20 protein-coding genes are annotated in these 20,476 nt (G+C 66.1%); 15 read left to right on the plus strand and 5 right to left on the minus strand.

Annotated features, from left to right (window positions below; translation table 11 throughout):
- Positions 1-51 precede the first annotated feature (51 nt).
- Both EWH21_RS00140 and EWH21_RS00145 read left to right on the plus strand, forming a co-directional pair.
- The gene (locus EWH21_RS00140; RefSeq protein ID WP_277699513.1) at positions 52-1,113 is read left to right on the plus strand and encodes an aminopeptidase; all 1,062 of its coding nucleotides are present in this window, start codon (positions 52-54) and stop codon (positions 1,111-1,113) included.
- 62 nt (positions 1,114-1,175) lie between these two features.
- Positions 1,176-1,406 (plus strand): DUF1161 domain-containing protein, encoded by a 231-nt coding sequence (locus EWH21_RS00145; protein ID WP_179555232.1) that lies wholly within the window; start codon positions 1,176-1,178, stop codon positions 1,404-1,406.
- Here the strand turns inward: EWH21_RS00145 and EWH21_RS00150 are convergent.
- From EWH21_RS00150 to EWH21_RS00165, 4 genes are all read right to left on the minus strand, one after another.
- Entirely contained in the window at positions 1,391-2,068 is a 678-nt protein-coding gene (locus tag EWH21_RS00150; RefSeq protein WP_277699514.1) for an HAD family hydrolase, read from the minus strand. The two genes, EWH21_RS00145 and EWH21_RS00150, sit on opposite strands and share 16 nt — an antisense overlap.
- A 59-nt stretch (positions 2,069-2,127) precedes the next feature.
- The gene (locus EWH21_RS00155) at positions 2,128-3,099 is read right to left on the minus strand and encodes a hypothetical protein (protein ID WP_277699515.1); all 972 of its coding nucleotides are present in this window, start codon (positions 3,097-3,099) and stop codon (positions 2,128-2,130) included.
- 116 nt (positions 3,100-3,215) lie between these two features.
- Entirely contained in the window at positions 3,216-3,716 is a 501-nt protein-coding gene (locus EWH21_RS00160; protein WP_277699516.1) for a GNAT family N-acetyltransferase, read from the minus strand.
- Between the two features lie 2 nt (positions 3,717-3,718).
- Positions 3,719-4,255 carry a gamma carbonic anhydrase family protein gene (locus EWH21_RS00165; protein ID WP_277699517.1) on the minus strand — a complete coding sequence of 179 codons (537 nt, stop codon included), beginning with the start codon at positions 4,253-4,255 and terminating at the stop codon, positions 3,719-3,721.
- 130 nt (positions 4,256-4,385) lie between these two features.
- On the opposite strand from EWH21_RS00165, the gene prlC reads away from it, so the two are divergent.
- From prlC to EWH21_RS00180, 3 genes are read left to right on the plus strand one after another with little or no spacing between them, the layout of a single operon-like run.
- Positions 4,386-6,434, plus strand: a complete 2,049-nt coding sequence (gene prlC / locus EWH21_RS00170) for an oligopeptidase A (RefSeq protein ID WP_277699518.1) — start codon at positions 4,386-4,388, stop codon at positions 6,432-6,434.
- Entirely contained in the window at positions 6,431-6,718 is a 288-nt protein-coding gene (locus tag EWH21_RS00175) for a YheV family putative zinc ribbon protein (RefSeq protein ID WP_037054561.1), read from the plus strand. Before prlC ends, EWH21_RS00175 begins: the two co-directional genes overlap by 4 nt.
- Positions 6,719-6,744: 26 nt before the next feature.
- Positions 6,745-7,809, plus strand: a complete 1,065-nt coding sequence (locus EWH21_RS00180) for a hypothetical protein (protein ID WP_277699519.1) — start codon at positions 6,745-6,747, stop codon at positions 7,807-7,809.
- A gap of 52 nt (positions 7,810-7,861) precedes the next feature.
- Here EWH21_RS00180 and EWH21_RS00185 read toward each other — a convergent pair whose 3' ends face one another.
- Positions 7,862-8,653 (minus strand): helix-turn-helix transcriptional regulator, encoded by a 792-nt coding sequence (locus EWH21_RS00185; protein ID WP_277699520.1) that lies wholly within the window; start codon positions 8,651-8,653, stop codon positions 7,862-7,864.
- An 81-nt stretch (positions 8,654-8,734) separates the two neighbouring features.
- Between EWH21_RS00185 and EWH21_RS00190 the strand changes: the two genes are divergently transcribed.
- From EWH21_RS00190 to xylB, 10 genes are all read left to right on the plus strand, one after another.
- Positions 8,735-9,721, plus strand: a complete 987-nt coding sequence (locus EWH21_RS00190; RefSeq protein ID WP_047585233.1) for a bile acid:sodium symporter family protein — start codon at positions 8,735-8,737, stop codon at positions 9,719-9,721.
- Between the two features lie 76 nt (positions 9,722-9,797).
- A complete protein-coding gene (locus EWH21_RS00195; RefSeq protein ID WP_152489984.1) occupies positions 9,798-10,859 on the plus strand; it encodes a PA0069 family radical SAM protein in 1,062 nt (353 codons plus the stop codon).
- 61 nt (positions 10,860-10,920) lie between these two features.
- Positions 10,921-11,826 (plus strand): AraC family transcriptional regulator, encoded by a 906-nt coding sequence (locus EWH21_RS00200; protein ID WP_134678236.1) that lies wholly within the window; start codon positions 10,921-10,923, stop codon positions 11,824-11,826.
- A gap of 227 nt (positions 11,827-12,053) precedes the next feature.
- Complete coding sequence (locus EWH21_RS00205; RefSeq protein ID WP_277699521.1) at positions 12,054-13,364, plus strand: sugar ABC transporter substrate-binding protein; 1,311 nt, start codon at positions 12,054-12,056, stop codon at positions 13,362-13,364.
- Between the two features lie 167 nt (positions 13,365-13,531).
- Positions 13,532-14,464, plus strand: a complete 933-nt coding sequence (locus tag EWH21_RS00210) for a sugar ABC transporter permease (protein WP_037054550.1) — start codon at positions 13,532-13,534, stop codon at positions 14,462-14,464.
- A gap of 10 nt (positions 14,465-14,474) precedes the next feature.
- Positions 14,475-15,308 (plus strand): carbohydrate ABC transporter permease, encoded by an 834-nt coding sequence (locus EWH21_RS00215; RefSeq protein WP_037054547.1) that lies wholly within the window; start codon positions 14,475-14,477, stop codon positions 15,306-15,308.
- A gap of 13 nt (positions 15,309-15,321) precedes the next feature.
- The gene (gene ugpC, locus EWH21_RS00220; protein WP_277699522.1) at positions 15,322-16,422 is read left to right on the plus strand and encodes a sn-glycerol-3-phosphate ABC transporter ATP-binding protein UgpC; all 1,101 of its coding nucleotides are present in this window, start codon (positions 15,322-15,324) and stop codon (positions 16,420-16,422) included.
- A 26-nt stretch (positions 16,423-16,448) separates the two neighbouring features.
- Positions 16,449-17,924, plus strand: coding sequence for a mannitol dehydrogenase family protein (locus EWH21_RS00225; RefSeq protein ID WP_277699523.1), 1,476 nt, complete (start codon positions 16,449-16,451; stop codon positions 17,922-17,924).
- 15 nt (positions 17,925-17,939) lie between these two features.
- A complete protein-coding gene (tal, locus tag EWH21_RS00230; RefSeq protein WP_152489986.1) occupies positions 17,940-18,902 on the plus strand; it encodes a transaldolase in 963 nt (320 codons plus the stop codon).
- Positions 18,903-18,904: 2 nt separating this feature from the next.
- Complete coding sequence (gene xylB, locus EWH21_RS00235; RefSeq protein ID WP_277699524.1) at positions 18,905-20,404, plus strand: xylulokinase; 1,500 nt, start codon at positions 18,905-18,907, stop codon at positions 20,402-20,404.
- Positions 20,405-20,476: the final 72 nt, after the last annotated feature.

Below are 20,476 nucleotides of genomic sequence, written 5' to 3' on the forward strand. Positions count from 1 at the left end.
TTTTCATCCGGAGCCTAGGCACCGACCATCCTGATCGGCTAGCGTGAGCGCATGCCCGACACCTTCTCCATCGACATTCTGCGCCGCCTCGCGGTTCCGCTGCTTGCCCTGCTGCTCGGCGGTTGCTCGACCCTGGACTACTACGCCCATCTCGGCCAGGGCCAGTGGCAGTTGCTGCAGGCGCGCGAGCCCGTCGAGCGACTGCTGCAGGACCCGCAGACCACACCCGATCTGGCCAGGCGCCTGGCGCTGTCACAGCAGGCGAGGGACTTCGCCAGTGCCAGCCTGCGCCTGCCGGACAACCGCAGCTACCGGCTCTACGCCGACCTCAAGCGCCCCTTCGTGGTGTGGAACGTGTTCGCCACGCCCGAGTTCTCCCTCGACCCGGAGCTGCACTGCTTCCCCATCGCCGGCTGCGTCGCCTATCGCGGCTACTACCAGCAGGGTCGCGCCCGTGGCGCCGCCGCGCTGCTCCGCCAACAGGGGCTGGACACCTACATAGGCGGTGTCGAGGCCTACTCCACCCTGGGCTGGTTCGATGACCCGCTGCTCAACAGCATGCTGCGCTGGGACGACGAGCGCCTGGTCGCGGTGATCTTCCACGAACTGGCGCACCAGCAGTTCTACCTGCCGGGCGATACCGCCTTCAACGAGTCCTTCGCCACCTTCGTCGAGCGCGAGGGCCTGCGCCAGTGGCACGCATCCCGTGGGGAGACGCCCCCCGCCAGCGACGACCATCAGCGCCAGCAGTTCGTCGAGCTGGTCCTGGCCAGCCGCGAACGCCTGCGCCTGCTCTACGCCCGCGACTTGCCGGCAGCGGCCATGCGCAGTGCCAAGCAGGCCGAATTCGCCCGCCTGCGCCACGACTACCGCACGCTGCGCCAACGCGAGTGGGGCGGCCAGGGCCGCTATGACGCCTGGATCGACGCCCCGTTGAACAACGCCAAGCTGCTGCCCTTCGGCCTCTATGACCAATGGGTGCCCGCCTTCGCCGCGCTGTTTGCCCGCGAAGGCCGCGACTGGCCGGCCTTCTACGCCGCCGTCGCCGCTCTGGGCCAGTTGCCCGCCGAACAACGCCATGCGCAGTTGACCACCCTGCAGGGTGACGACTAGAACTGCCGGGCAATCTGCCAGTCCAATCTCATAGGTCACCCACAACCCTGGAGATACGCGCGATGCAACGGATGATCCCTGCCCTGGCCCTGCTGATGCTTGCAGGTGGCGCGCTGGCAGCGCCCAAACCCTGCGAGGAACTCAAGCAGGAAATCGAAGTGAAGATTCAGGCCAACAACGTGCCCAGCTACACCCTGGAAATCGTTGCCAACGACGACGTCCAGGATCAGAGCATGGTGGTGGGCAGCTGCGACGGCGGCACCAGAAAGATCATCTATCAGCGCAACGACTGAGCCACCGCGGGGGCGTTGCCCATGAAGGCGCCATGCAGCGCCTCCAGCGTCTCGAAATGGAACGCCGGCGCCTCACCCAGCAACTCCTCACGGCTGCCGAAACCGTACCCCACCGCCACCGCCTGCACGCCGTTGCTGCGTGCGCCGATCAGGTCGTGCTTGCGGTCACCGATCATCAGCGCCGAGCCCGGCGCCAGGTCTTCCGACTCCAGCAGATGCGCCAGCAGCTCCACCTTGTTGGTGCGCGTACCATCCAGCTCGCTGCCATAGATGCGCTTGAAGTAGCGGTCGAAACCGAAGTGCCGGGCGATCTCCTCGGCGAAAACCGTGGGTTTGCTGGTGGCGATGTACAGCGTGCGCCCCTGCGCCTGCAGCGCGTCGAGCAGGCTCGGCACGCCTGCGAACATCCGGTTCTCATACAGTCCGGTGACCTTGAAGCGCTCGCGATAATGGTTCACCGCCTGCCAGGCGGTGGCTTCGTCCAGTCCGTAACTGGCCATGAAGCACTGCAGCAATGGCGGGCCGATGAAATGCTCCAGGGCCGCCAGGTCCGGTTCGTCGATGCCCAGCTTGGCCAGCGCGAACTGCACCGAACGGGTAATGCCCTCGCGCGGATCGGTGAGCGTGCCGTCGAGGTCGAAAAGAACGGTGGAATGATGCATGACGAGCACCTCTGGGAAAGCGGAAAGCCGGGAAGGATACTCGCCTGCCCCCCGACAGTTCACCCCTGTACAGGTTGCGCCCGATAGCCCCAGCGCAGCCCGAGGCGGCTGAACGGCCAGAGCAGCGCCAGTTGCACAAGGCCAAAGAGCAGCAGCAACAGCAGGTCGGAGACACCCACCACCAGCAGCAACACCAGCATGATGATCGCGCACAGCAGCGCGCCGGCAATCCATAGCGACAGCGTGATCAGCGCCGCCAGCGCCAGCCGCCCGCCCCTGAAACCACGGACCTGCTCCGGCAAGGCCGAGCGCGCGGCGAAGAACGCCACCAGCATGTAAACGCCGCCATGGAGCAGATTGATCACCCCCGCCCAGCTTTCCAGCTCGAACCCATAGAACGCACCGTCCATCAGCTCGAGCGCCAGGCCCATCACCTGCAGGTACCCCACCATGATGGCCAGCGCGAAACACCAGGCCAGCGACGTACCGGCCATCTGCAGGTCACCGTCCGTCACCTCGGCGCTGCGTCGGAACAGCTGCAGCAGCAGCCAGAGCGGCACCAGCACCTCCAGGCAAAAGCTCAGCAGGCCGATGACCGACCAGCCCAGGCTGGTCAGCAGGCGTCCGCTGTACTGATCGTCCAGTAGTTCGTACAGCCACATGTACAGCTGGCCGGAGACGAAACCGAGCCCCCAGGACAGCAGCAGGTAAACCACGCCATAACTCACCAGCAGTCGCGCCGGCTGCCGGTAGCCGGCCAGGCGATGACGTTCCAGGTATGCACTCGTCAGCCAGTAGACACCCAGTCCCGCCATGAGCAGGTGATTGACCCAGTACGGGGCGACGTAGCTCAGCCAGACGCTGAAATCGTTCTCGAGATCGCTCCTCCACCAGCCGATCATCGACAGCAGAATGGCGATAACGCTCATCGACAGGGCCACGGCCACCAGATGCACTGGCAGTGCCGGCAGCGGCCGGGGCGCAGCGGATGGAACGAGCGGGGCGGCCGCGAAGGGGTTGGTTTGAGTCATGGCAATCCTTGTCGGTGCAGGCATCCTGTTCGGTCTGGCGAGCTTAGCCACCCTGCATGGCGGACAAAAGCGCCCGCATGCAGAACTGTGCTGTCGACACGCCCGGTGCGTGCGGCTCAGGTCAGGCTGCGAAACATCACATGGCAGTCCACCAGCCCCAGCCGCGCATGCCGGTAGGCCTTGGGCAGGGTGCCGACGATGGCGAAGCCGAACTTCTGCCACAACGCCACGGCTACCGTGTTGCTCGCCACCACGCTGTTGAACTGCATGGCGCTGAAGCCCAGCTCGCGGCCGACCTGCAGCGAGTGCCGGCACATGGCGCTGGCCACGCCCTTGCCGCGCGCTGCCGCAGCGGTCATGTAACCGCAGTTGCACACATGATCGCCGGGGCCGGCGGCGTTGGCCTTGATGTAGTAGGTGCCGAGGATCTGCCCGTCCTGCTCGACGACGAAGGTGGCACGCGGCAGCTCGACCCAGGTTTTCCAGGCCGTTTCGCGATCCATGTCCGGATCGAAGGCATAGGTTTCCTGCGCCTGCACCACATCGCGGATGATCGGCCAGACCTGGTCGAAATCGGCGGCCTCTAGAGGACGAATGCGCAGTTCGGCATCGCTCACGGCTAGTAGCCCTCGACCAGATGCAGGTCCTTGAGCTTCACGTAGTTGCCTGCCGTGTAGCTGAAGAAGTTGCGCTCCTTGTCGGTCAGCGGCCGCGCCTGCTTGACCGGGCTGCCGACGTACAGGTAGCCGCTTTCCAGACGCTTGCCCGGCGGCACCAGGGAGCCGGCGCCGATGATCACCTCGTCCTCGACCACGGCGCCGTCCATGACGATGCTGCCCATGCCGACCAGGATGCGGCTGCCCAGGGTGCAGCCGTGCAGGGTGACCTTGTGCCCGACGGTGACCTCGTCGCCGATGATCAGCGGGAAGCCCTCCGGATTGAACGGCCCGGCATGGGTGATGTGCAGCACGCTGCCGTCCTGCACGCTGGTGCGCGCGCCGATGCGGATCTGGTGCATGTCGCCACGGATCACGGTCATCGGCCAGACCGAGCTGTCGTCACCGATCTCGACGTCACCCAGCACCACGGCGCTGGCATCGACGAATACCCGCTCACCGAGCTGCGGAGTGAATTGCTGGTAACTGCGAATCGCCATGATAGAAATCTCCAAGGCTGCGGGAAGGCTTGATTGTAATTAATATGGCCCCCATGTCGGTTGTTATCGTGCCGCCTCGCTGCGCTGCCACGCTCTCAACCCAATCTCCCTTCGTTACAGGTGCCTCGTCGTGACCGCGAACAATCCCCTGCTGCAAGACTTCGACCTGCCGCCTTACTCGCAGATCAAACCCGAGCACGTCGAACCTGCCGTCGAGCAGATCCTGGCCGACAGCCGCGTCGCCATCGCCAAGCTGCTCGAGCGCCAGCAGGCCAATCCGAGCTGGGACGGCCTGGTCCTGGCACTGGACGAGCTGGGTGCGCGCCTGGGCCGCGCCTGGAGCCCGGTGAGCCACCTCAATGCCGTGTGCAACAGCCCGGAACTGCGCGCCGCCTACGAGGCCTGCCTGCCCAAACTGTCGGAATACTGGACCGAGATGGGCCAGAACAAGCCGCTGTTCCAGGCCTACGAAGCGCTGTCGCTGAGCCCGCAGGCGGCCACTTTCGACGTGGCGCAGACGACCATTCTCGAGCACGCCCTGCGTGACTTCCGCCTGTCGGGTATCGACCTGCCGGCCGAACAGCAGAAGCGCTACGGTGAAATTCAGATGCGCCTGTCCGAGCTGACCAGCAGATTCTCCAACCAGCTGCTCGACGCCACCCAGGCCTGGACCAAGCAGGTGACCGATGAAGCGCTGCTGGTCGGCCTGACCGATTCGGCCAAGGCGCAGATGCAGCAGGCAGCCCAGGCCAAGGGCCTGGACGGCTGGCTGATCACCCTGGAGTTCCCCAGCTACTACGCCGTGATGACCTACGCCGACGACCGCGCCCTGCGCGAAGAGGTGTACGCCGCCTACTGCACCCGCGCCTCCGACCAGGGTCCGAACGCCGGGCAGAACGACAACGGTCCGCTGATGAGCGAGATTCTCGACCTGCGCCAGGAGCTGGCCCGCCTGCTCGGCTTCGCCCACTACAGCGAGCTGAGCCTGGCCAGCAAGATGGCGGAGTCGACCGATCAGGTGCTGAGCTTCCTGCGTGACCTGGCGGTGCGCAGCAAGCCCTTCGCCGAGCAGGACCTGGCCGAGCTCAAGGCCTTCGCCGCCGAGCAGGGCCTCTGCGACCTGCAAAGCTGGGACGTCGGCTACTACAGCGAGAAGCTGCGCCAGCAGCGCTACAGCATCTCCCAGGAGGAAGTCCGCGCCTGGTTCCCGGTGGACAAGGTGCTCAACGGCCTGTTCGCCATCGTGCAGAAGCTCTACGGCATCCAGATCCGCGAGCTGCACGACTTCGACACCTGGCACCCGGACGTGCGCCTGTTCGAGATCAGCGAACACGGCGAGCACGTCGGGCGCTTCTTCTTCGACCTCTACGCCCGCGCCAACAAGCGCGGCGGCGCGTGGATGGATGGCGCCCGCGACAAGCGGCGTGATGCCTCCGGCAAGCTGATCGCCCCGGTCGCCAACCTGGTGTGCAACTTCACCCCGCCGGTCGGCGGCAAGCCGGCGCTGCTGACCCACGACGAAGTCACCACCCTGTTCCACGAATTCGGCCACGGCCTGCACCACCTGCTGACCCGCGTCGAGCACGCTGGCGCCTCGGGCATCAACGGCGTGGCCTGGGATGCGGTCGAGCTGCCCAGCCAGTTCATGGAGAACTGGTGCTGGGAGCCGGAAGGCCTGGCGCTGATCTCCGGCCACCATGAAACCGGCGAAGCGCTGCCACAGGCCATGCTGGACAAGATGCTGGCGGCGAAGAACTTCCAGTCCGGGCTGATGATGGTGCGCCAGCTGGAGTTCTCCCTGTTCGACTTCGAGCTGCATGCCACCCACGGCGACGGCCGCAGCGTGCTGGACGTGCTCGAAGGCGTGCGCAGTGAGGTCTCGGTGATGCGACCACCGGCCTACAACCGCTTCGCCAATGGTTTCGCGCACATCTTCGCCGGCGGCTACGCAGCCGGTTACTACAGCTACAAGTGGGCCGAAGTGCTCAGTGCCGATGCCTTCTCCAAGTTCGAGGAAGAAGGCGTGTTCAACAGAGCCACCGGCAGCGCCTTCCGCGAGGCCATCCTCGCCCGTGGCGGCTCGCAGGCGCCGATGGTGCTGTTCGTCGACTTCCGTGGCCGCGAACCGAGCATCGACGCCCTGCTGCGTCACCTCGGCCTGAGCCAGGAGGCCGCATGAGCGATGCGCCTGTGAACAGCACGCCGAAGCGCTTCATCGCCGGCGCCGTGTGCCCGGCGTGCAGCGAGACCGACAGCATCAAGATGTGGAACGTCGATGGCGTGCCGCACCGCGAGTGCGTCAAGTGCGGCTACGCCGACACCCTCGACGCCCGTGGCAACTCGGTGCCCAGGGAACTGCCCACGCGGGTCAACGTCAGCGGCCTGAAGCCCAAGGCGGCCGATCCGAATGTACAGGCGGTGCAGTTCTTCCCCAACCCGAAGCTGAAGAAGCCCAGCGAGTAGTCCCACTTCTGGCCATGGAGGGCCGTATGCGTTTTCTACCCCTGTTACTACTCGGCGCCGCATTGCCGGTGGCGGCCGAGCTGCGTGTCGAAAACCTGGAAGCCCAGCGTAGCGAGTGGGAAACCTACCGTTTCCCCCTGTTCAACGGTGACAGCCCTGCCATCGGGCGCATCAATACCTACCTGCATGCGGTCGTGCTGAACGGCCTGCCTGGGCGCTTCGAGCGCTCGCCATTCGAACGCATCTGGCCCAAGGAGGGCGAAATCTGGGGGACCAACAACATCGATTACATGATCGATGGCCAGGGGCCGGGTTACCTGTCCCTGAGCGTGACTGGCGAATACACCGGCGCCTATACCAGCATGGGTACTTTTACCTACCCGTTCGAGCTGACCAGCGGCCGCCCCATCGGCCTCGAGCAGTTGTTCACGCCAGCGGGCCTGCAACGGCTGGGCGAACGTGTGGGCCATGAACGCGGCCAGCGCATCGAGGCATTTCTCGCCGAATTGCCGCCTCCGGCCGACGCCACGGCAGAGCTGGACGAGGATGACGAGCGCCTCGAAACCCAGCGTTCGATGTATCAAGAGTGCTTGCCCAGACGCAGCAACAGCGATCTGACATACAACCGGATGGAGCTGGGTCGCGATAGCCTGAAGCTGATCGCCGAAGGCTGCGCACCGCATGTCGTGCTGGCACTGGACGACCTGGGCGAGTACAGCAACAGCATTCCCTATGCGCAATTGGCCGATGACTTCAGCCCCTACGGTCGCTGCCTGCTGCTGGAGCAGAGCAGCGACTGCCAGCGTCCTGCCGATCTGCGTGCCGGTGGCGCCTACCGCGGCAAGATCGATGGCCGCTACGCGATCAGCCTGGTGCTGGAGGGCAACGTCTATGCCTCCAGCAGCTACTTCTACGAGCGTTACGCCCGGCAGATCGAACTGAGCCAGCGGACCATCAGTGCTGATCAGGTTCGCCTGTACGAAGGTGGCGACAGCCCTGCCATCTTCGACCTGCACTTGCAGCCGGACGGCTCACTAACCGGCACCTGGCAGCAGCAAGGCGGCAAGGCGCTGCCCGTGGAACTGCGCTGATCGGCTCACTGACTGCGCAAGGTAAGTGAAGATTCATCCCGCAAGTTACACGCTACTCGCGAAAGAACTCTCCAGGAGTTGCGCCAAACTGGCGGCGAAAGGCGGCGATAAAGGCCGATAGCGAGTCATACCCGCAAGCCAGCGCCACGTCGGTGACGCGCTCGCCCTGCTCCAGCGGGGTAAGCGCATCGAGCAGGCGTTGGCGCTGGCGCCACATACGAAAGCTCAGGCCCGTTTCGCGCAGGAAAAGGCGACTCAAGGTTTTCTCCGAAACCCCCAGCCGCTCGCCCCATTCGCCCAGGCCCAGTTGGCGCAGCGTCGCATCCTCCAACCCCTGACACACCTCGCGCAGCCGTGCGTCCTGCGGCAACGGCAGCATCAGCGCGACGTCCGGGGCAGCGCGCAGTTCGTCCAGCAGCACCGCGGCCAGCCGGCCCGGCGCGCCCTGCTCGTCGTACTCCGCGGGCAGTGCACTGAAACCACGAATCAGCTCGCGCAGCAGCGGGCTGACCGCCAGCACACGGCAGTCGGGCGAACCCCAGGGCACGGCACTACCGTCGATGTACAGGCTGCGCATCTCGGTACGAGGCGAGCTGAAAACCTGATGTTCGACACCTGCCGGCACCCACACCGCGCGCTGCGGCGGGGCGACGAAGCGGGCCCCAGCGGTCTGCACCTCGAGCACCCCGGCGATGGCATAGGACAGCTGCACCCAGGGGTGGGTATGACGGAAGGTCAGCGCACGGTTGGTCAGCGACTCGACCCGGCCATAGAGCGGCCGAGGCAGGCTGGGCAACTCGGGCAGGCTGCGATGCAGGGTAGCGGAATGTCTGCTTAGCGACACTTGCTGGCTCTTTAGCGTTAGCCGGAAATTTTCGGCGACGATAGTCTGACGCCCTCCTGTATCGCAAGTCCGAGATTCGCCATGTTCCTGCGCCGCCTGCTGCCTGACAACTTCACCCTGACCCTGCTCGCCGTGGTTCTCGCCGCCACGCTGCTGCCCGCCAGCGGCCAGGTCGCCACCGCGTTCGAATGGATCACCAACCTGGCCATCGCCCTGCTGTTCTTCATGCACGGCGCCAAGCTGTCACGCCAGGCGATCGTCGCCGGTGCCGGTCACTGGCGCCTGCACCTGCTGGTGTTTTCCTGCACCTTCATCCTCTTCCCGCTGCTCGGGCTGGCGCTGCGCCCTGCCCTGGAGCCCCTGCTGGGCACCGAGCTGTTCATGGGCATGCTCTACCTCTGCGCGCTGCCGGCCACGGTGCAGTCAGCCATCGCCTTCACCTCCCTGGCACGCGGCAACGTCGCGGCGGCGATCTGCAGTGCGGCGGCCTCCAGCCTGCTGGGCATCTTCATCACGCCGCTGCTGGTGGCCGTGCTGATGGGCGTGCACGGCGACAACGGCTCGACGCTCGACGCCATCGGCAAGATCAGCCTGCAACTGCTGCTGCCGTTCATCCTCGGCCAGATCGCCCAACGCTGGATCGGCGGCTGGGTGACGCAGAACAAGAACTGGCTGAAGTACGTCGACCAGAGTTCGATCCTGCTGGTGGTCTACACCGCCTTCAGCGCCGCGGTGATCGGCGGCCTCTGGCAGCAGGTGCCGCTGGTCACGCTGCTGGCGGTGGTCGTCGCCTGCTGCGTGCTGCTGGCCCTGGCGCTGCTGCTGACCCACCTGCTCGGCAAGTGGCTGGGCTTCAACCTGGAGGACCGCATCACCATCCTCTTCTGCGGGTCGAAGAAGAGCCTGGCCACCGGCGTGCCCATGGCCCAGGTGCTGTTCGCCGGCGGCGCCATCGGCGTGCTGATCCTGCCACTGATGCTCTTCCACCAGATCCAGCTGATGGTCTGCGCGGTACTGGCGCAGCGCTACGCCCAGCGCAAGGACGGGACGCAACCGGCGACCGCCTGAGCGGCGCCGCGACAGAAGGGACTTGCCCGGGCGCCAGATAACTGTATTTTTATACAGTATTTTCAGGAGCCCGTTCATGTCCGCCAGCCTGCCGCCACGAGGCCGTGGTACCGCCAGCAACCCACACAACCGTTATGCACCGACCCGTTCGGAGCAGCAGGACGACGGCTGGTATCAGGAGGAAACGCCGCCGAGCCGCGCCACCGAGGTGCGCAAGGAAAAGGCGAAGACGGCCATCACCCGCAACAACTCACCGGATGTCGGCTTCGATCGCTCGGTGAACCCCTACCGTGGCTGCGAGCATGGCTGCATCTACTGCTTCGCCAGGCCGACCCATGCCTACTGGGACATGTCACCGGGCATCGACTTCGAGACCCGCCTGATCGCCAAGACCAACCTGGCCGAGCGCCTCGAAGAGCAGCTGCAGAAACCCGGTTACGTGCCGCAGCCCATCGCCCTGGGCATCAACACCGACGCCTACCAGCCCATCGAGCGCGAACAGCGCCTGACCCGCCAGGCGCTGGAAATCCTGCTGCGCTACAAGCACCCGCTGCACATCATCACCAAGGGCTCACTGATCCTGCGCGACCTCGACCTGCTCGGCGAACTGGCCAGCCACAACCTGGTCAGCGTGGCCTTCAGCCTGACCACCCTGGACGACGAGCTCAAGCGCATCATGGAACCGCGCACCGCCGCACCAGCGGCGCGCCTGAGGGCCATGCGCACGCTGCACGAGGCGGGTGTGCCGGTCAGCGTGCTCTGCGCACCAATGATTCCCATGATCAACGACATGGAACTGGAAGCGCTGCTGGAGGCCGCCCGGGATGCCGGTGCCCGCTCGGCCGGCTATGTGCTGCTGCGCCTGCCGCTGGAAATCGCCGACCTGTTCGAGGAATGGCTGCAGGTGCACTTTCCGGAGCGCGCCGCCCATGTGATGAGCCTGATCCGCCAGAGCCGTGGCGGCAGGAACTACGACAGCCGCTTCGGCAGCCGCATGCGTGGCGAGGGGCAGTTCGCCGACCTGCTGGAACAGCGCTTCCGCCTGGCGCGCCGCAAGTTCGGCCTGGACCGCCGGGGCAGCGTGGCGCTGGACTGCACGCAGTTCTGCCCGCCGGGTGCGCAATTGAGTCTGCTCTGACTTGGCAGCGGGCGCCGATATGTTAAAACGTGGTCAACCGAGGCATTGACCGGCGCACACCATGACCCGCACATCCCGAGTAGCCGACCCGTCCTACGAACTGATGGACGACCATGAAGGCCATTCGCTGATCTACCGTCAGCACGGTTTCCCCTCGCCACTGGTGCGCTGGCATTTCCACAAGGAATACGAGCTGCACCTGATCGTCGCCAGTTCGGGCAAGGTGTTCATCGGCGACTACATCGGCAACTTCTCCGCCAACACCCTGTTTCTCACCGGCCCGGGCCTGCCGCACAACTGGATCAGCCAGGTCGAGGAAGGCGAACGGGTGGAAACCCGCGACATGCTGGTCAACTTCACCGACGAGGTGCTGGAAAGCGGCACCGCCGTGTTCGCCGAACTCAAGACCCTGCAGCCCCTGCTCGCCCGCGCGCAGTTCGGCATCGAGTTCCGCGACCCGCAACTGATTCGCGAAGCCGCCGTGCTGCTGGGCAGGATCGCCAGCAGCCGTGGGATCACCCGTCTGGGCCACTTCTTCATTCTCATGGAGCTGCTCGCCGGCAGCGAGGACTATCAGCTGCTCTCGGCCGTGACCTCCTCGGAGCTGGGCGACGAGCAGCATGTCGAACGCATCAACCGGGCGGTGGACTACATCTTTCAGCACTATGCACAGGGCATCAGCCAGGAGGAGGTCGCCGAGCACCTGGGCATGACGCCCACCTACTTCTCGCGCTTCTTCAAGCAAGCCACCGGGCGCTGTTTCGTCGAGTTCGTCAATCGCCTGCGGGTGAGCAAATCCTGCGAGCTGCTGAGCAAGAGCGACAAGCCGGTGACCGAGGTCTGCTTCGAGTCCGGCTTCAGCAACATCTCCAACTTCAACCGCCGCTTCCAGCAACTCAAGGGCATGACGCCCTCCGGCTATCGCAAGCTGGCGGTGCAGCGCCTGACCGAGCAAAACCTGTACTGAATCGGCAGCGCTCCTGTTCCCCGATATCGCCACAGCCCCTCATCCCAGGCAGTTCCGCTGCTCGCCAGGCAGGTTGAGCATTGCCTATCGAGTGCAAAAAAGTATCGGCCATTGTGCGCTCAAGGATTTGTCCGCGCGGCCCAGCGGGGGTGTAATCCGGGCCGAGCGAAACAAAAACAATAACGTTCTTCCGTAGCCGTACCGGCGCGGGAGAGGAGTTCACAAGCATGAACAACTCGATCAAAGCCCTCGTTGCAGCCTCTTGCCTGTCCCTCACCGTCGTCGCCCAGGGCGCCGAAACCCTGACCATCGCCACGGTCAACAACAGCGACATGATCCGCATGCAGCGCCTGTCGAAGACCTTCGAAGAACAGAACCCGGACATCAAGCTCAAGTGGGTGGTGCTCGAAGAGAACGTGCTGCGCCAGCGCCTGACCACCGACATCGCCACCCAGGGCGGCCAGTTCGACGTCCTCACCATCGGCATGTACGAAGCCGCACTATGGGGCGAAAAAGGCTGGCTGGAGCCGATGACCGATCTGCCGGCCGACTATCACCTCGACGACGTGTTCCCCTCGGTGCGTGAAGGCCTGTCGGCCAAGGGCACGCTGTACGCCCTGCCGTTCTACGCCGAAGCTTCGATCACCTATTACCGCAAGGACCTGTTCGAGCAGGCCGGCCTGCAGATGCCGGAACAGCCGACCTGGGCACAGCTCGCCGAGTTCGCCGGCAAGCTGCACCAGCCGGAGCAGGGCGTCTACGGCCTGTGCCTGCGCGGAAAGGCCGGCTGGGGCGAGAACATGGCGCTGATCACCACCCTGGCCAATGCCTACGGTGCGCGCTGGTTCGATGAGCAATGGCAGCCGGAATTCACCGGCAGCGAGTGGAAGAACGCGCTGAACTTCTACGTCGACAACATGAAGAAGTACGGCCCGCCGGGCGCCTCGAGCAACGGTTTCAACGAAAACCTGGCGCTGTTCAACAGTGGCAAGTGCGCGCAGTGGGTCGACGCCAGCGTGGCCGGCTCGTTCGTCACCGACCCGTCGCAGAGCAAGGTCAGCGACGCGGTGGGCTTCACCTTCGCGCCGACCCAGGTCACCGACAAGGGTGCCTCCTGGCTGTACTCCTGGGCGCTGGCGATTCCCACCAGCTCCAAGTCCAAGGCTGCCGCCAAGACCTTCAGCGCCTGGGCCACCTCGCAGGCCTACGCCAAGCTGGTGGCCGACACCGACGGTGTGGCCAACGTACCGCCTGGCACCCGTGCCTCGACCTACAGCGATGCCTACATGCAGGCGGCGCCGTTCGCCAAGGTCACCCTGGACTCGCTGAAGCAGGCCAACCCGGCCAACCCCAGCGCCAAGCCCGTGCCCTACGTGGGTATCCAGCTGGTGACCATTCCCGAGTTCCAGGCCATCGGCACCAGTGTCGGCAAGCTGTTCGCCGCCGCGCTGACCGGCCAGATGCAGCCGGAGCAGGCCCTGCAGGCCGCGCAGCAAAGCACGGCGCGGGAAATGAAGCGCGCGGGATACCCGAAGTAAGCCACGCGCAGCGTCCCGGTGTGGGTCAGCGCCGTCGCAGGTGAAGCGCGGCGCGCCACCCGAGCAGGCGAGAGTCGGCGTCGCGTCGCTGCTCGACCGGGCGCTCACCCCACCCGACGCAACGCCATCCGCCCTACCTCACCCCCAATCCCGCCCTCGGAGGCATGATGAATTCTCCGGCCATCGACACACCTGCTGCCCAGCTCAGCACGCCGGGTGGGCGCAAGCCTCGGCGCCTGGCACCCGGCTGGTTCCTGGTCAGCCCTTCGGTGCTCCTGCTGCTGATCTGGATGATCGTGCCGCTGGGCATGACCGTCTATTTCTCGCTGATCCGCTACAACCTGCTGTACCCCGGCGAGAACGATTTCGTCGGCCTGGAGAACTTCGAGTACTTCGTCACCGACGCCGCCTTCCTCTCCGGTGCCGGCAATACCCTGCTACTGGTGGGCAGCGTGCTGCTGATCAGCGTGGTGCTCGGCGTGCTCATCTCCGCCCTGCTGGAGGCCAGCGAATTCTTCGGTCGCGGCATCGCACGGGTGCTGCTGATCTCGCCGTTCTTCATCATGCCCACGGTCAGCGCGCTGCTGTGGAAGAACCTGATCTTCCACCCGGTGTCGGGGATTCTCGCCGCCGTCTGGCAGTTCTTCGGCGCCCAGCCGGTGGACTGGCTGGCGCACTATCCGCTGTTCTCGATCATCCTGATCGTGTCCTGGCAGTGGCTGCCGTTCGCCATCCTGATCCTGATGACCGCCATGCAGTCGCTGGACCAGGAGCAGAAGGAGGCCGCGCGCCTCGACGGCGCCGGCCCGCTCGCCATCTTCTGGCACCTGACCCTGCCACACCTGGCGCGGCCGATTGCCGTGGTGGTGATGATCGAGACCATCTTCCTGCTCTCGGTGTTCGCCGAGATCTACACCACCACCAGCGGAGGCCCCGGCTACGAGTCGACCAACCTCGCCTACCTGATCTACAACCAGGCCCTGCTGCAGTTCGACGTCGGCATGGCCTCGGCGGGCGGGCTGATCGCGGTGGTCATCGCCAATATCGCCGCCATCGTGCTGATCCGCATGATCGGCAAGAACCTGACCGACAAGCAGTGAGGCCCCGGACATGCTGACCCTCAAGCAATCCCGTCGCCTGCAGAGCGTGCTGATCGGCACCCTGTCCTGGGCGATCGCCGCGGTGATCTTCTTCCCGATCTTGTGGATGGTGCTGACCAGCCTGAAGACCGAGATCGACGCCTTCGCCACGCCACCACAGTTCATCTTCATGCCGACGCTGGAGAACTACCTGCACATCAACGAGCGCAGCGACTACTTCGCCTTCGCCTGGAACTCGGTGCTGATCTCCGTCTCCGCCACGCTGCTGTGCATGCTCCTGGCCGTGCCGGCGGCCTATTCCATGGCGTTCTTCGAGACCAGGCGCACCCGCGGCACGCTGCTGTGGATGCTGTCGACCAAGATGCTGCCGCCGGTCGGCGTGCTGGTGCCGATCTACCTGCTGGCCAAGCAGTTCGGCCTGCTCGATTCGCGCCTGGCGCTGATCATCATCTACACCCTGATCAACCTGCCGATCCTGGTGTGGATGGTTTACACCTACTTCAAGGACATCCCCGTGGACATCCTCGAAGCCGCGCGCCTGGACGGCGCCACCACCTGGCAGGAGATCGTCCGCGTGCTGCTGCCGATCGCTCGCGGCGGCCTGGCCTCGACCATGCTGCTGTCGCTGATCCTGTGCTGGAACGAGGCATTCTGGTCGCTCAACCTGACCAGCTCCGCCGCCGCCCCGCTGACCGCCCTGGTGGCCTCCTACTCCAGCCCCGAGGGCCTGTTCTGGGCCAAGCTCTCCGCCGTCTCGACCCTGGCCTGCGCGCCCATCCTGATCTTCGGCTGGATCAGCCAAAAACAACTGGTACGCGGCCTGTCCTTCGGCGCGGTGAAATAACGGGAGAACTGACATGGCTGATCTGAAGATCCGCAACCTGAAGAAAGGCTTCGATGGCACCGCGATCATCAAGGGCATCGACCTGGACATCCGCGACCGCGAGTTCGTGGTGTTCGTCGGCCCCTCCGGCTGCGGCAAGTCCACCCTGCTGCGCCTGATCGCCGGGCTCGAGGAAGTCAGCAGCGGCCACATCGAGCTCGACGGCAAGGACATCACCGATGTCGCCCCGGCGCGCCGCGACCTGGCCATGGTGTTCCAGACCTACGCGCTGTACCCGCACATGACCGTGCGCAAGAACCTGTCGTTCGCCCTCGACCTGGCGCGGGTGGGCAAGCAGGAAGTCGAGGCGAAGGTCGCCAACGCCGCACGCATCCTGCAACTGGAGGCCCTGCTCGAGCGCAAGCCCAGGCAGCTGTCCGGTGGCCAGCGCCAGCGCGTGGCCATCGGTCGCGCCATCGTGCGCAACCCGAAGATCTTCCTGTTCGACGAGCCGCTGTCCAACCTCGACGCCGCCCTGCGCGTGCAGACCCGCCTGGAGCTGGCGCGACTGCACAAGGACCTGCAGGCGACCATGATCTACGTGACCCACGACCAGATCGAAGCCATGACCCTGGCCGACAAGGTGGTGGTGCTCAATGGCGGCCGCATCGAGCAGGTCGGCTCGCCGCTGGAGCTTTACCACCACCCGGCCAACCTGTTCGTCGCCGGTTTTCTCGGCACGCCGAAGATGGGTTTCCTGCGCGGCACGCTGCAGCAGGTCGAGGCCGACAGCTGCACCGTGCAACTGGAATGCGGTGGCCAGCTGGGCCTGCCGCTGTCCGCCGCCGGGCTCGCCGTCGGCAGCAGCGTGACCCTGGGCGTGCGCCCCGAGCACTTCAACGTCGCCGCCGGCACGGGCCGCCTGCAGGTCACCGCCGACGTCAGCGAACGCCTGGGCAGCGACACCTTCTGCCACGTGCGCTGCAGCTCGGGAGAAATGCTCACGGTGCGGGTACGGGGCGACTTCGCGCCGCGCTATGGCGACACCCTGGCGCTGGATTTCGACCCGGCGCACTGCCACCTCTTCAACGCCGACGGCCAGGCCGTCGCCAAACCCTTGCAGCAGGCCGCCTGACAGCGCGCCATCACGGGACTTTCCAGATGAAACTCAATCGCCAGCAGCTCTCCCGGCTTGGCGGCGCTGTCGCGCTGCCAGCCTACACCCCGGACATGATCCGCACCGGCATCGCCCATATCGGCGTTGGCGGCTTTCACCGCGCTCACCAGGCGGTCTACACCGACGCCCTGATGAACCAGGGCCTGGCGCTCGACTGGGGCATCTGCGGAGTCGGCGTGCGCAGTGAGGACCGCGCCATGCGTGACGCCCTGGCCGGCCAGGACTATCTCTACACCCTGGTCGAACTGGGCGACGAACCGAACCTGCCGGTACGGGTGATCGGCGCCATCAACGACATGCTGCTGGCCGAGGAATCGCCGCAGGCGCTGATCGACAAGCTCGCCGACCCGGCGATCCGCATCGTCTCGCTGACCATCACCGAAGGCGGCTACTGCATCGACGACAGCAGCGGGGAGTTCCTCGCCGAACTGCCGGCCATCCAGCACGACCTGCGCCACCCCGACGCGCCCAGGAGCGTGTTCGGCTTCCTCTGCGCGGCCCTGGCCAGGCGTCGGGCCGCCGGCATTCCGGCCTTTACCCTGATGTCCTGCGATAACCTGCCGCACAACGGCGCCGTCACGCGCAAGGCGCTGCTCGCCTTCGCTCACCTGGCCGACCAGGAGCTGGCCAGCTGGATCGACCAGCACGTGTCGTTTCCCAATGCCATGGTCGACCGCATCACCCCCATGACCAGCGCCGCGCACCGCCAGCAGCTGGCCGCGCAGCACGGCGTCGAGGACGCCTGGCCGGTGGTCTGCGAGCCTTTCGTGCAATGGGTGCTGGAAGACAAGTTCGTCAGCGGCCGGCCCGCCTGGGAGGAGGTCGGCGTGCAGTTCACCGACGACGTCACGCCCTACGAAGAGATGAAGATCAAGCTGCTCAACGGCAGCCACCTGGCCCTGGCCTACCTGGGCTTTCTCAAGGGCTATCGCTTCGTCCACGAGACCATGAACGACCCGCTGATGCGCCAGTACGTGCGCAGCTTCATGGACCTCGACGTTACGCCGCAGCTGGCCCCGGTGCCGGGCATCGACCTGGCCACCTACAAGGACACGCTGATCGAACGCTTCTCCAACCAGGCCATCGCCGACCAGCTGGAGCGCGTCTGCTCCGACGGCTCGTCGAAGTTTCCCAAGTTCATCGTGCCGACCCTGCAGCGCCTGATCGCCGACGGCAAGCCACTGGACCGGGTGGCCCTGGTGGTCGCCGCCTGGGCGCTGTACCTCAAGGGCGAGGACGAAAGCGGTGCCCGCTACCGGATTCCCGACCCGAGGGCCGAGCATTGCCAGGCGCTGGTCGCCGACGATGCCCAGCTCACCGCACGGGTGCTCGGCGAGGAGACGATCTTCGGCAGCGCGCCAGGGCGTTCGCTGGAATTCGTCGCCGCCTTCGAGCGCTGCCTGACCAGCCTGCGCGAGCGGGGCGTCAGCCAGACCCTGCACAACCTGCTGCACGCCTAGGCCCCGGAGACGCACATGCCCAGCCTGCTCAGCCAACTCAAGCAGCACAGCGTGGTGGTCGCCGACACCGGCAACCTGGTCGCCATCAACCGCTTCCAGCCCGAGGACGCCACCACCAACCCGTCGATCATCCTCAAGGCGCTGCAGGCGGGGCAGTACCAACGTCAGGTCGACGACGCACTGCGCCAGGCCATCCGCAGCGGCGCAGCGCCCCGCGCGATCATCGCCGAGGCGTGCGACCGCCTGGTGGTCAGCATGGGCGTGGAGATTCTCGCGACCATCCGGGGCAAGGTGTCCACCGAAGTCCCGGCGGCGCTGTCCTTCGATAGCGCCGCCACCGTGGCGCGGGCGCGGGCGCTGCATCAGCGCTACCTGCAACTGGGCATCCCCGGCGACCGTGTCCTGGTGAAGATCGCCGCCACCTGGGAAGGCATCCAGGCGGCGCGCCAGCTGGAGCGCGAGGGCATTCGCTGCAACCTCACGCTGATCTTCAACCTGGCCCAGGCCCGTGCCTGCGCCGAGGCCGGCATCTACCTGGTGTCGCCTTTCGTCGGGCGTATTCTCGACTGGCACAGGCAGCAGACCCCGGACGTCCGCTTCGAGGCCGAGAACGACCCCGGCGTGCTGTCGGTGCGCCAGGTCTATCGCTTCTTCAAGCAGCACGACTACGCCACGGTGGTGATGGCCGCGAGCTTTCGCAACATCGGCGAAGTGCTCGCCCTGGCCGGCTGCGACCGCCTGACCATCAGCCCTGCCCTGCTCGCCGAACTGGAACAGGCCAGCGGCGAACTGCGGCCAGCGCTGCAGGACGACGGCCAGCGGGTGCTCGCCCCGGCCTGCCTCGACGAGCAGCAGTTTCGCTGGCAGATGAACGAAGACCCCATGGCCACGGAGAAGCTCGCCGAGGGCATTCGCCAGTTCCATGCCGATCAGCTCGCCCTGGAAGCGCTGTTGATCGAGCGCATGCGGGAGCTCTGAGCATGTACCTCGGTATCGACTGCGGCACCCAGGGCACCAAGGCCCTGGTGCTCGACGCCGACAGCGGCCAGGTGCTCGGCGCCGGCAGCGCCAGCCACAGCCTGCAGAGCGCGGCCAACGGTCGCCGCGAGCAGCAGCCGGGGCAATGGCTGGAGGCCTTCGAGCAGGCCACGCGGCAAGCGCTGGCCTCCGCCGGCATTCGCGGCGAGCAGATTCTCGGCATCGGCGTCTCCGGCCAGCAGCATGGCCTGGTCCTGCTCGACGAGCAGGGCGCGGTGCTGCGTCCGGCCAAGCTCTGGTGCGACACCGAATCGACCCCGGAGAACCAGCGCCTGCTCGAGCACCTTGGCGGCGCAGCCGGTTCGCTGCAGCGCCTGGGCGTGGCCATCGCGCCCGGCTACACGGTGTCCAAGCTGCTCTGGACGCGCGAGCAGCACCCCGAACTGTTCGCCCGCATCGCGCATATCCTCCTGCCGCACGACTACCTCAACCACTGGCTCACCGGGCGTGCCTGCAGCGAATACGGCGACGCCTCCGGCAGCGGCTATTTCGACGTGCGCACACGCCAATGGGACGGCGCGTTGCTGGATTTCATCGACCCCAGCGGGCGCCTGCAGCGCGCCCTGCCGCAACTGCTGGAGCCGGACCAGCCGGTGGGGCCGATCCGCCCGCAGATCGCCGAGCGCCTGGGCCTGAACCCGCAGGCCGTGGTGGCCAGCGGCGGCGGCGACAACATGATGGGTGCCATCGGCACCGGCAATATCCGTCCCGGCGCGATCACCATGAGCCTGGGCACTTCCGGCACGCTGTACGCCTACAGCGAGCAGCCGATGATCAGCCCGCATGCCCAGGTGGCGACTTTCTGCTCGTCGTCCGGCGGCTGGCTGCCACTGATCTGTACCATGAACCTGACCAGCGCCACCGGGCTGATCCAGCAGTTGCTGGAACTGGACATCCAGGCCTTCGGCGCGCTGGTCGAGCAGGCGCCCATCGGGGCCGAGGGTCTGCTGATGCTGCCGTTCTTCAACGGCGAACGGGTACCGGCACTGCCCAACGCGCGCGCCAGCCTGCTGGGCATGGACAGCGACAACCTGACTCGCGCCAACCTCTGTCGGGCGGTGGTCGAGGGCACCAGCTTCGGCTTGCGCTACGGTCTCGACCTGCTGCGCGCCAGCGGCCTGCAGAGCCAGACCATCCGCCTGATCGGTGGTGCGGCGAAGAGCCCGGTGTGGCGCCAGGTGATCGCCGACATCATGGGCACGCCGCTGGTCTGCCCGCGACAGACCGAGGCCGCCGCCCTGGGTGCGGCGATCCAGGCGGCCTGGTGTCTGACACCGGGTGCCGACCGCCAGGCGCAGCTGGCCGCACTGTGCGAGCGTTGCGTGCAGCTCGACGCCAGCACGCAGACGCAGCCGGACCTGGCGCGCACGGCGCAGTACGAAGAGGTCTACCAACACTATCGCGAGCAGGTCAGCCGGCTCGCCGAACACAACCCGGCGTGAGAACGCCCCGAGGGCGGCTGCGGAACACCCGGCACTGGCGCAGAGCGACACCGCGAGCCAGCGCCAGGGCCG

It is taken from the genome of Pseudomonas sp. REST10, assembly GCF_029542605.1.
In the GTDB taxonomy this organism is placed as follows: Bacteria; Pseudomonadota; Gammaproteobacteria; order Pseudomonadales; family Pseudomonadaceae; genus Aquipseudomonas; species Aquipseudomonas khazarica.

Coding starts and splice junctions, on each gene's coding strand:
- EWH21_RS00155 (WP_277699515.1), bottom strand. CDS start 3,099: ATGACTCAAACCAACCCCTTCGCGGCCGCCCCGCTCGTTCCATCCGCT.
- EWH21_RS00210 (WP_037054550.1), top strand. CDS start 13,532: ATGAATTCTCCGGCCATCGACACACCTGCTGCCCAGCTCAGCACGCCG.
- tal (WP_152489986.1), top strand. CDS start 17,940: ATGCCCAGCCTGCTCAGCCAACTCAAGCAGCACAGCGTGGTGGTCGCC.
- EWH21_RS00150 (WP_277699514.1), bottom strand. CDS start 2,068: ATGCATCATTCCACCGTTCTTTTCGACCTCGACGGCACGCTCACCGAT.
- EWH21_RS00165 (WP_277699517.1), bottom strand. CDS start 4,255: ATGGCGATTCGCAGTTACCAGCAATTCACTCCGCAGCTCGGTGAGCGG.
- EWH21_RS00175 (WP_037054561.1), top strand. CDS start 6,431: ATGAGCGATGCGCCTGTGAACAGCACGCCGAAGCGCTTCATCGCCGGC.
- EWH21_RS00200 (WP_134678236.1), top strand. CDS start 10,921: ATGACCCGCACATCCCGAGTAGCCGACCCGTCCTACGAACTGATGGAC.
- EWH21_RS00140 (WP_277699513.1), top strand. CDS start 52: ATGCCCGACACCTTCTCCATCGACATTCTGCGCCGCCTCGCGGTTCCG.
- xylB (WP_277699524.1), top strand. CDS start 18,905: ATGTACCTCGGTATCGACTGCGGCACCCAGGGCACCAAGGCCCTGGTG.
- EWH21_RS00145 (WP_179555232.1), top strand. CDS start 1,176: ATGCAACGGATGATCCCTGCCCTGGCCCTGCTGATGCTTGCAGGTGGC.
- EWH21_RS00195 (WP_152489984.1), top strand. CDS start 9,798: ATGTCCGCCAGCCTGCCGCCACGAGGCCGTGGTACCGCCAGCAACCCA.
- EWH21_RS00180 (WP_277699519.1), top strand. CDS start 6,745: ATGCGTTTTCTACCCCTGTTACTACTCGGCGCCGCATTGCCGGTGGCG.
- EWH21_RS00190 (WP_047585233.1), top strand. CDS start 8,735: ATGTTCCTGCGCCGCCTGCTGCCTGACAACTTCACCCTGACCCTGCTC.
- EWH21_RS00215 (WP_037054547.1), top strand. CDS start 14,475: ATGCTGACCCTCAAGCAATCCCGTCGCCTGCAGAGCGTGCTGATCGGC.
- EWH21_RS00225 (WP_277699523.1), top strand. CDS start 16,449: ATGAAACTCAATCGCCAGCAGCTCTCCCGGCTTGGCGGCGCTGTCGCG.
- EWH21_RS00205 (WP_277699521.1), top strand. CDS start 12,054: ATGAACAACTCGATCAAAGCCCTCGTTGCAGCCTCTTGCCTGTCCCTC.
- ugpC (WP_277699522.1), top strand. CDS start 15,322: ATGGCTGATCTGAAGATCCGCAACCTGAAGAAAGGCTTCGATGGCACC.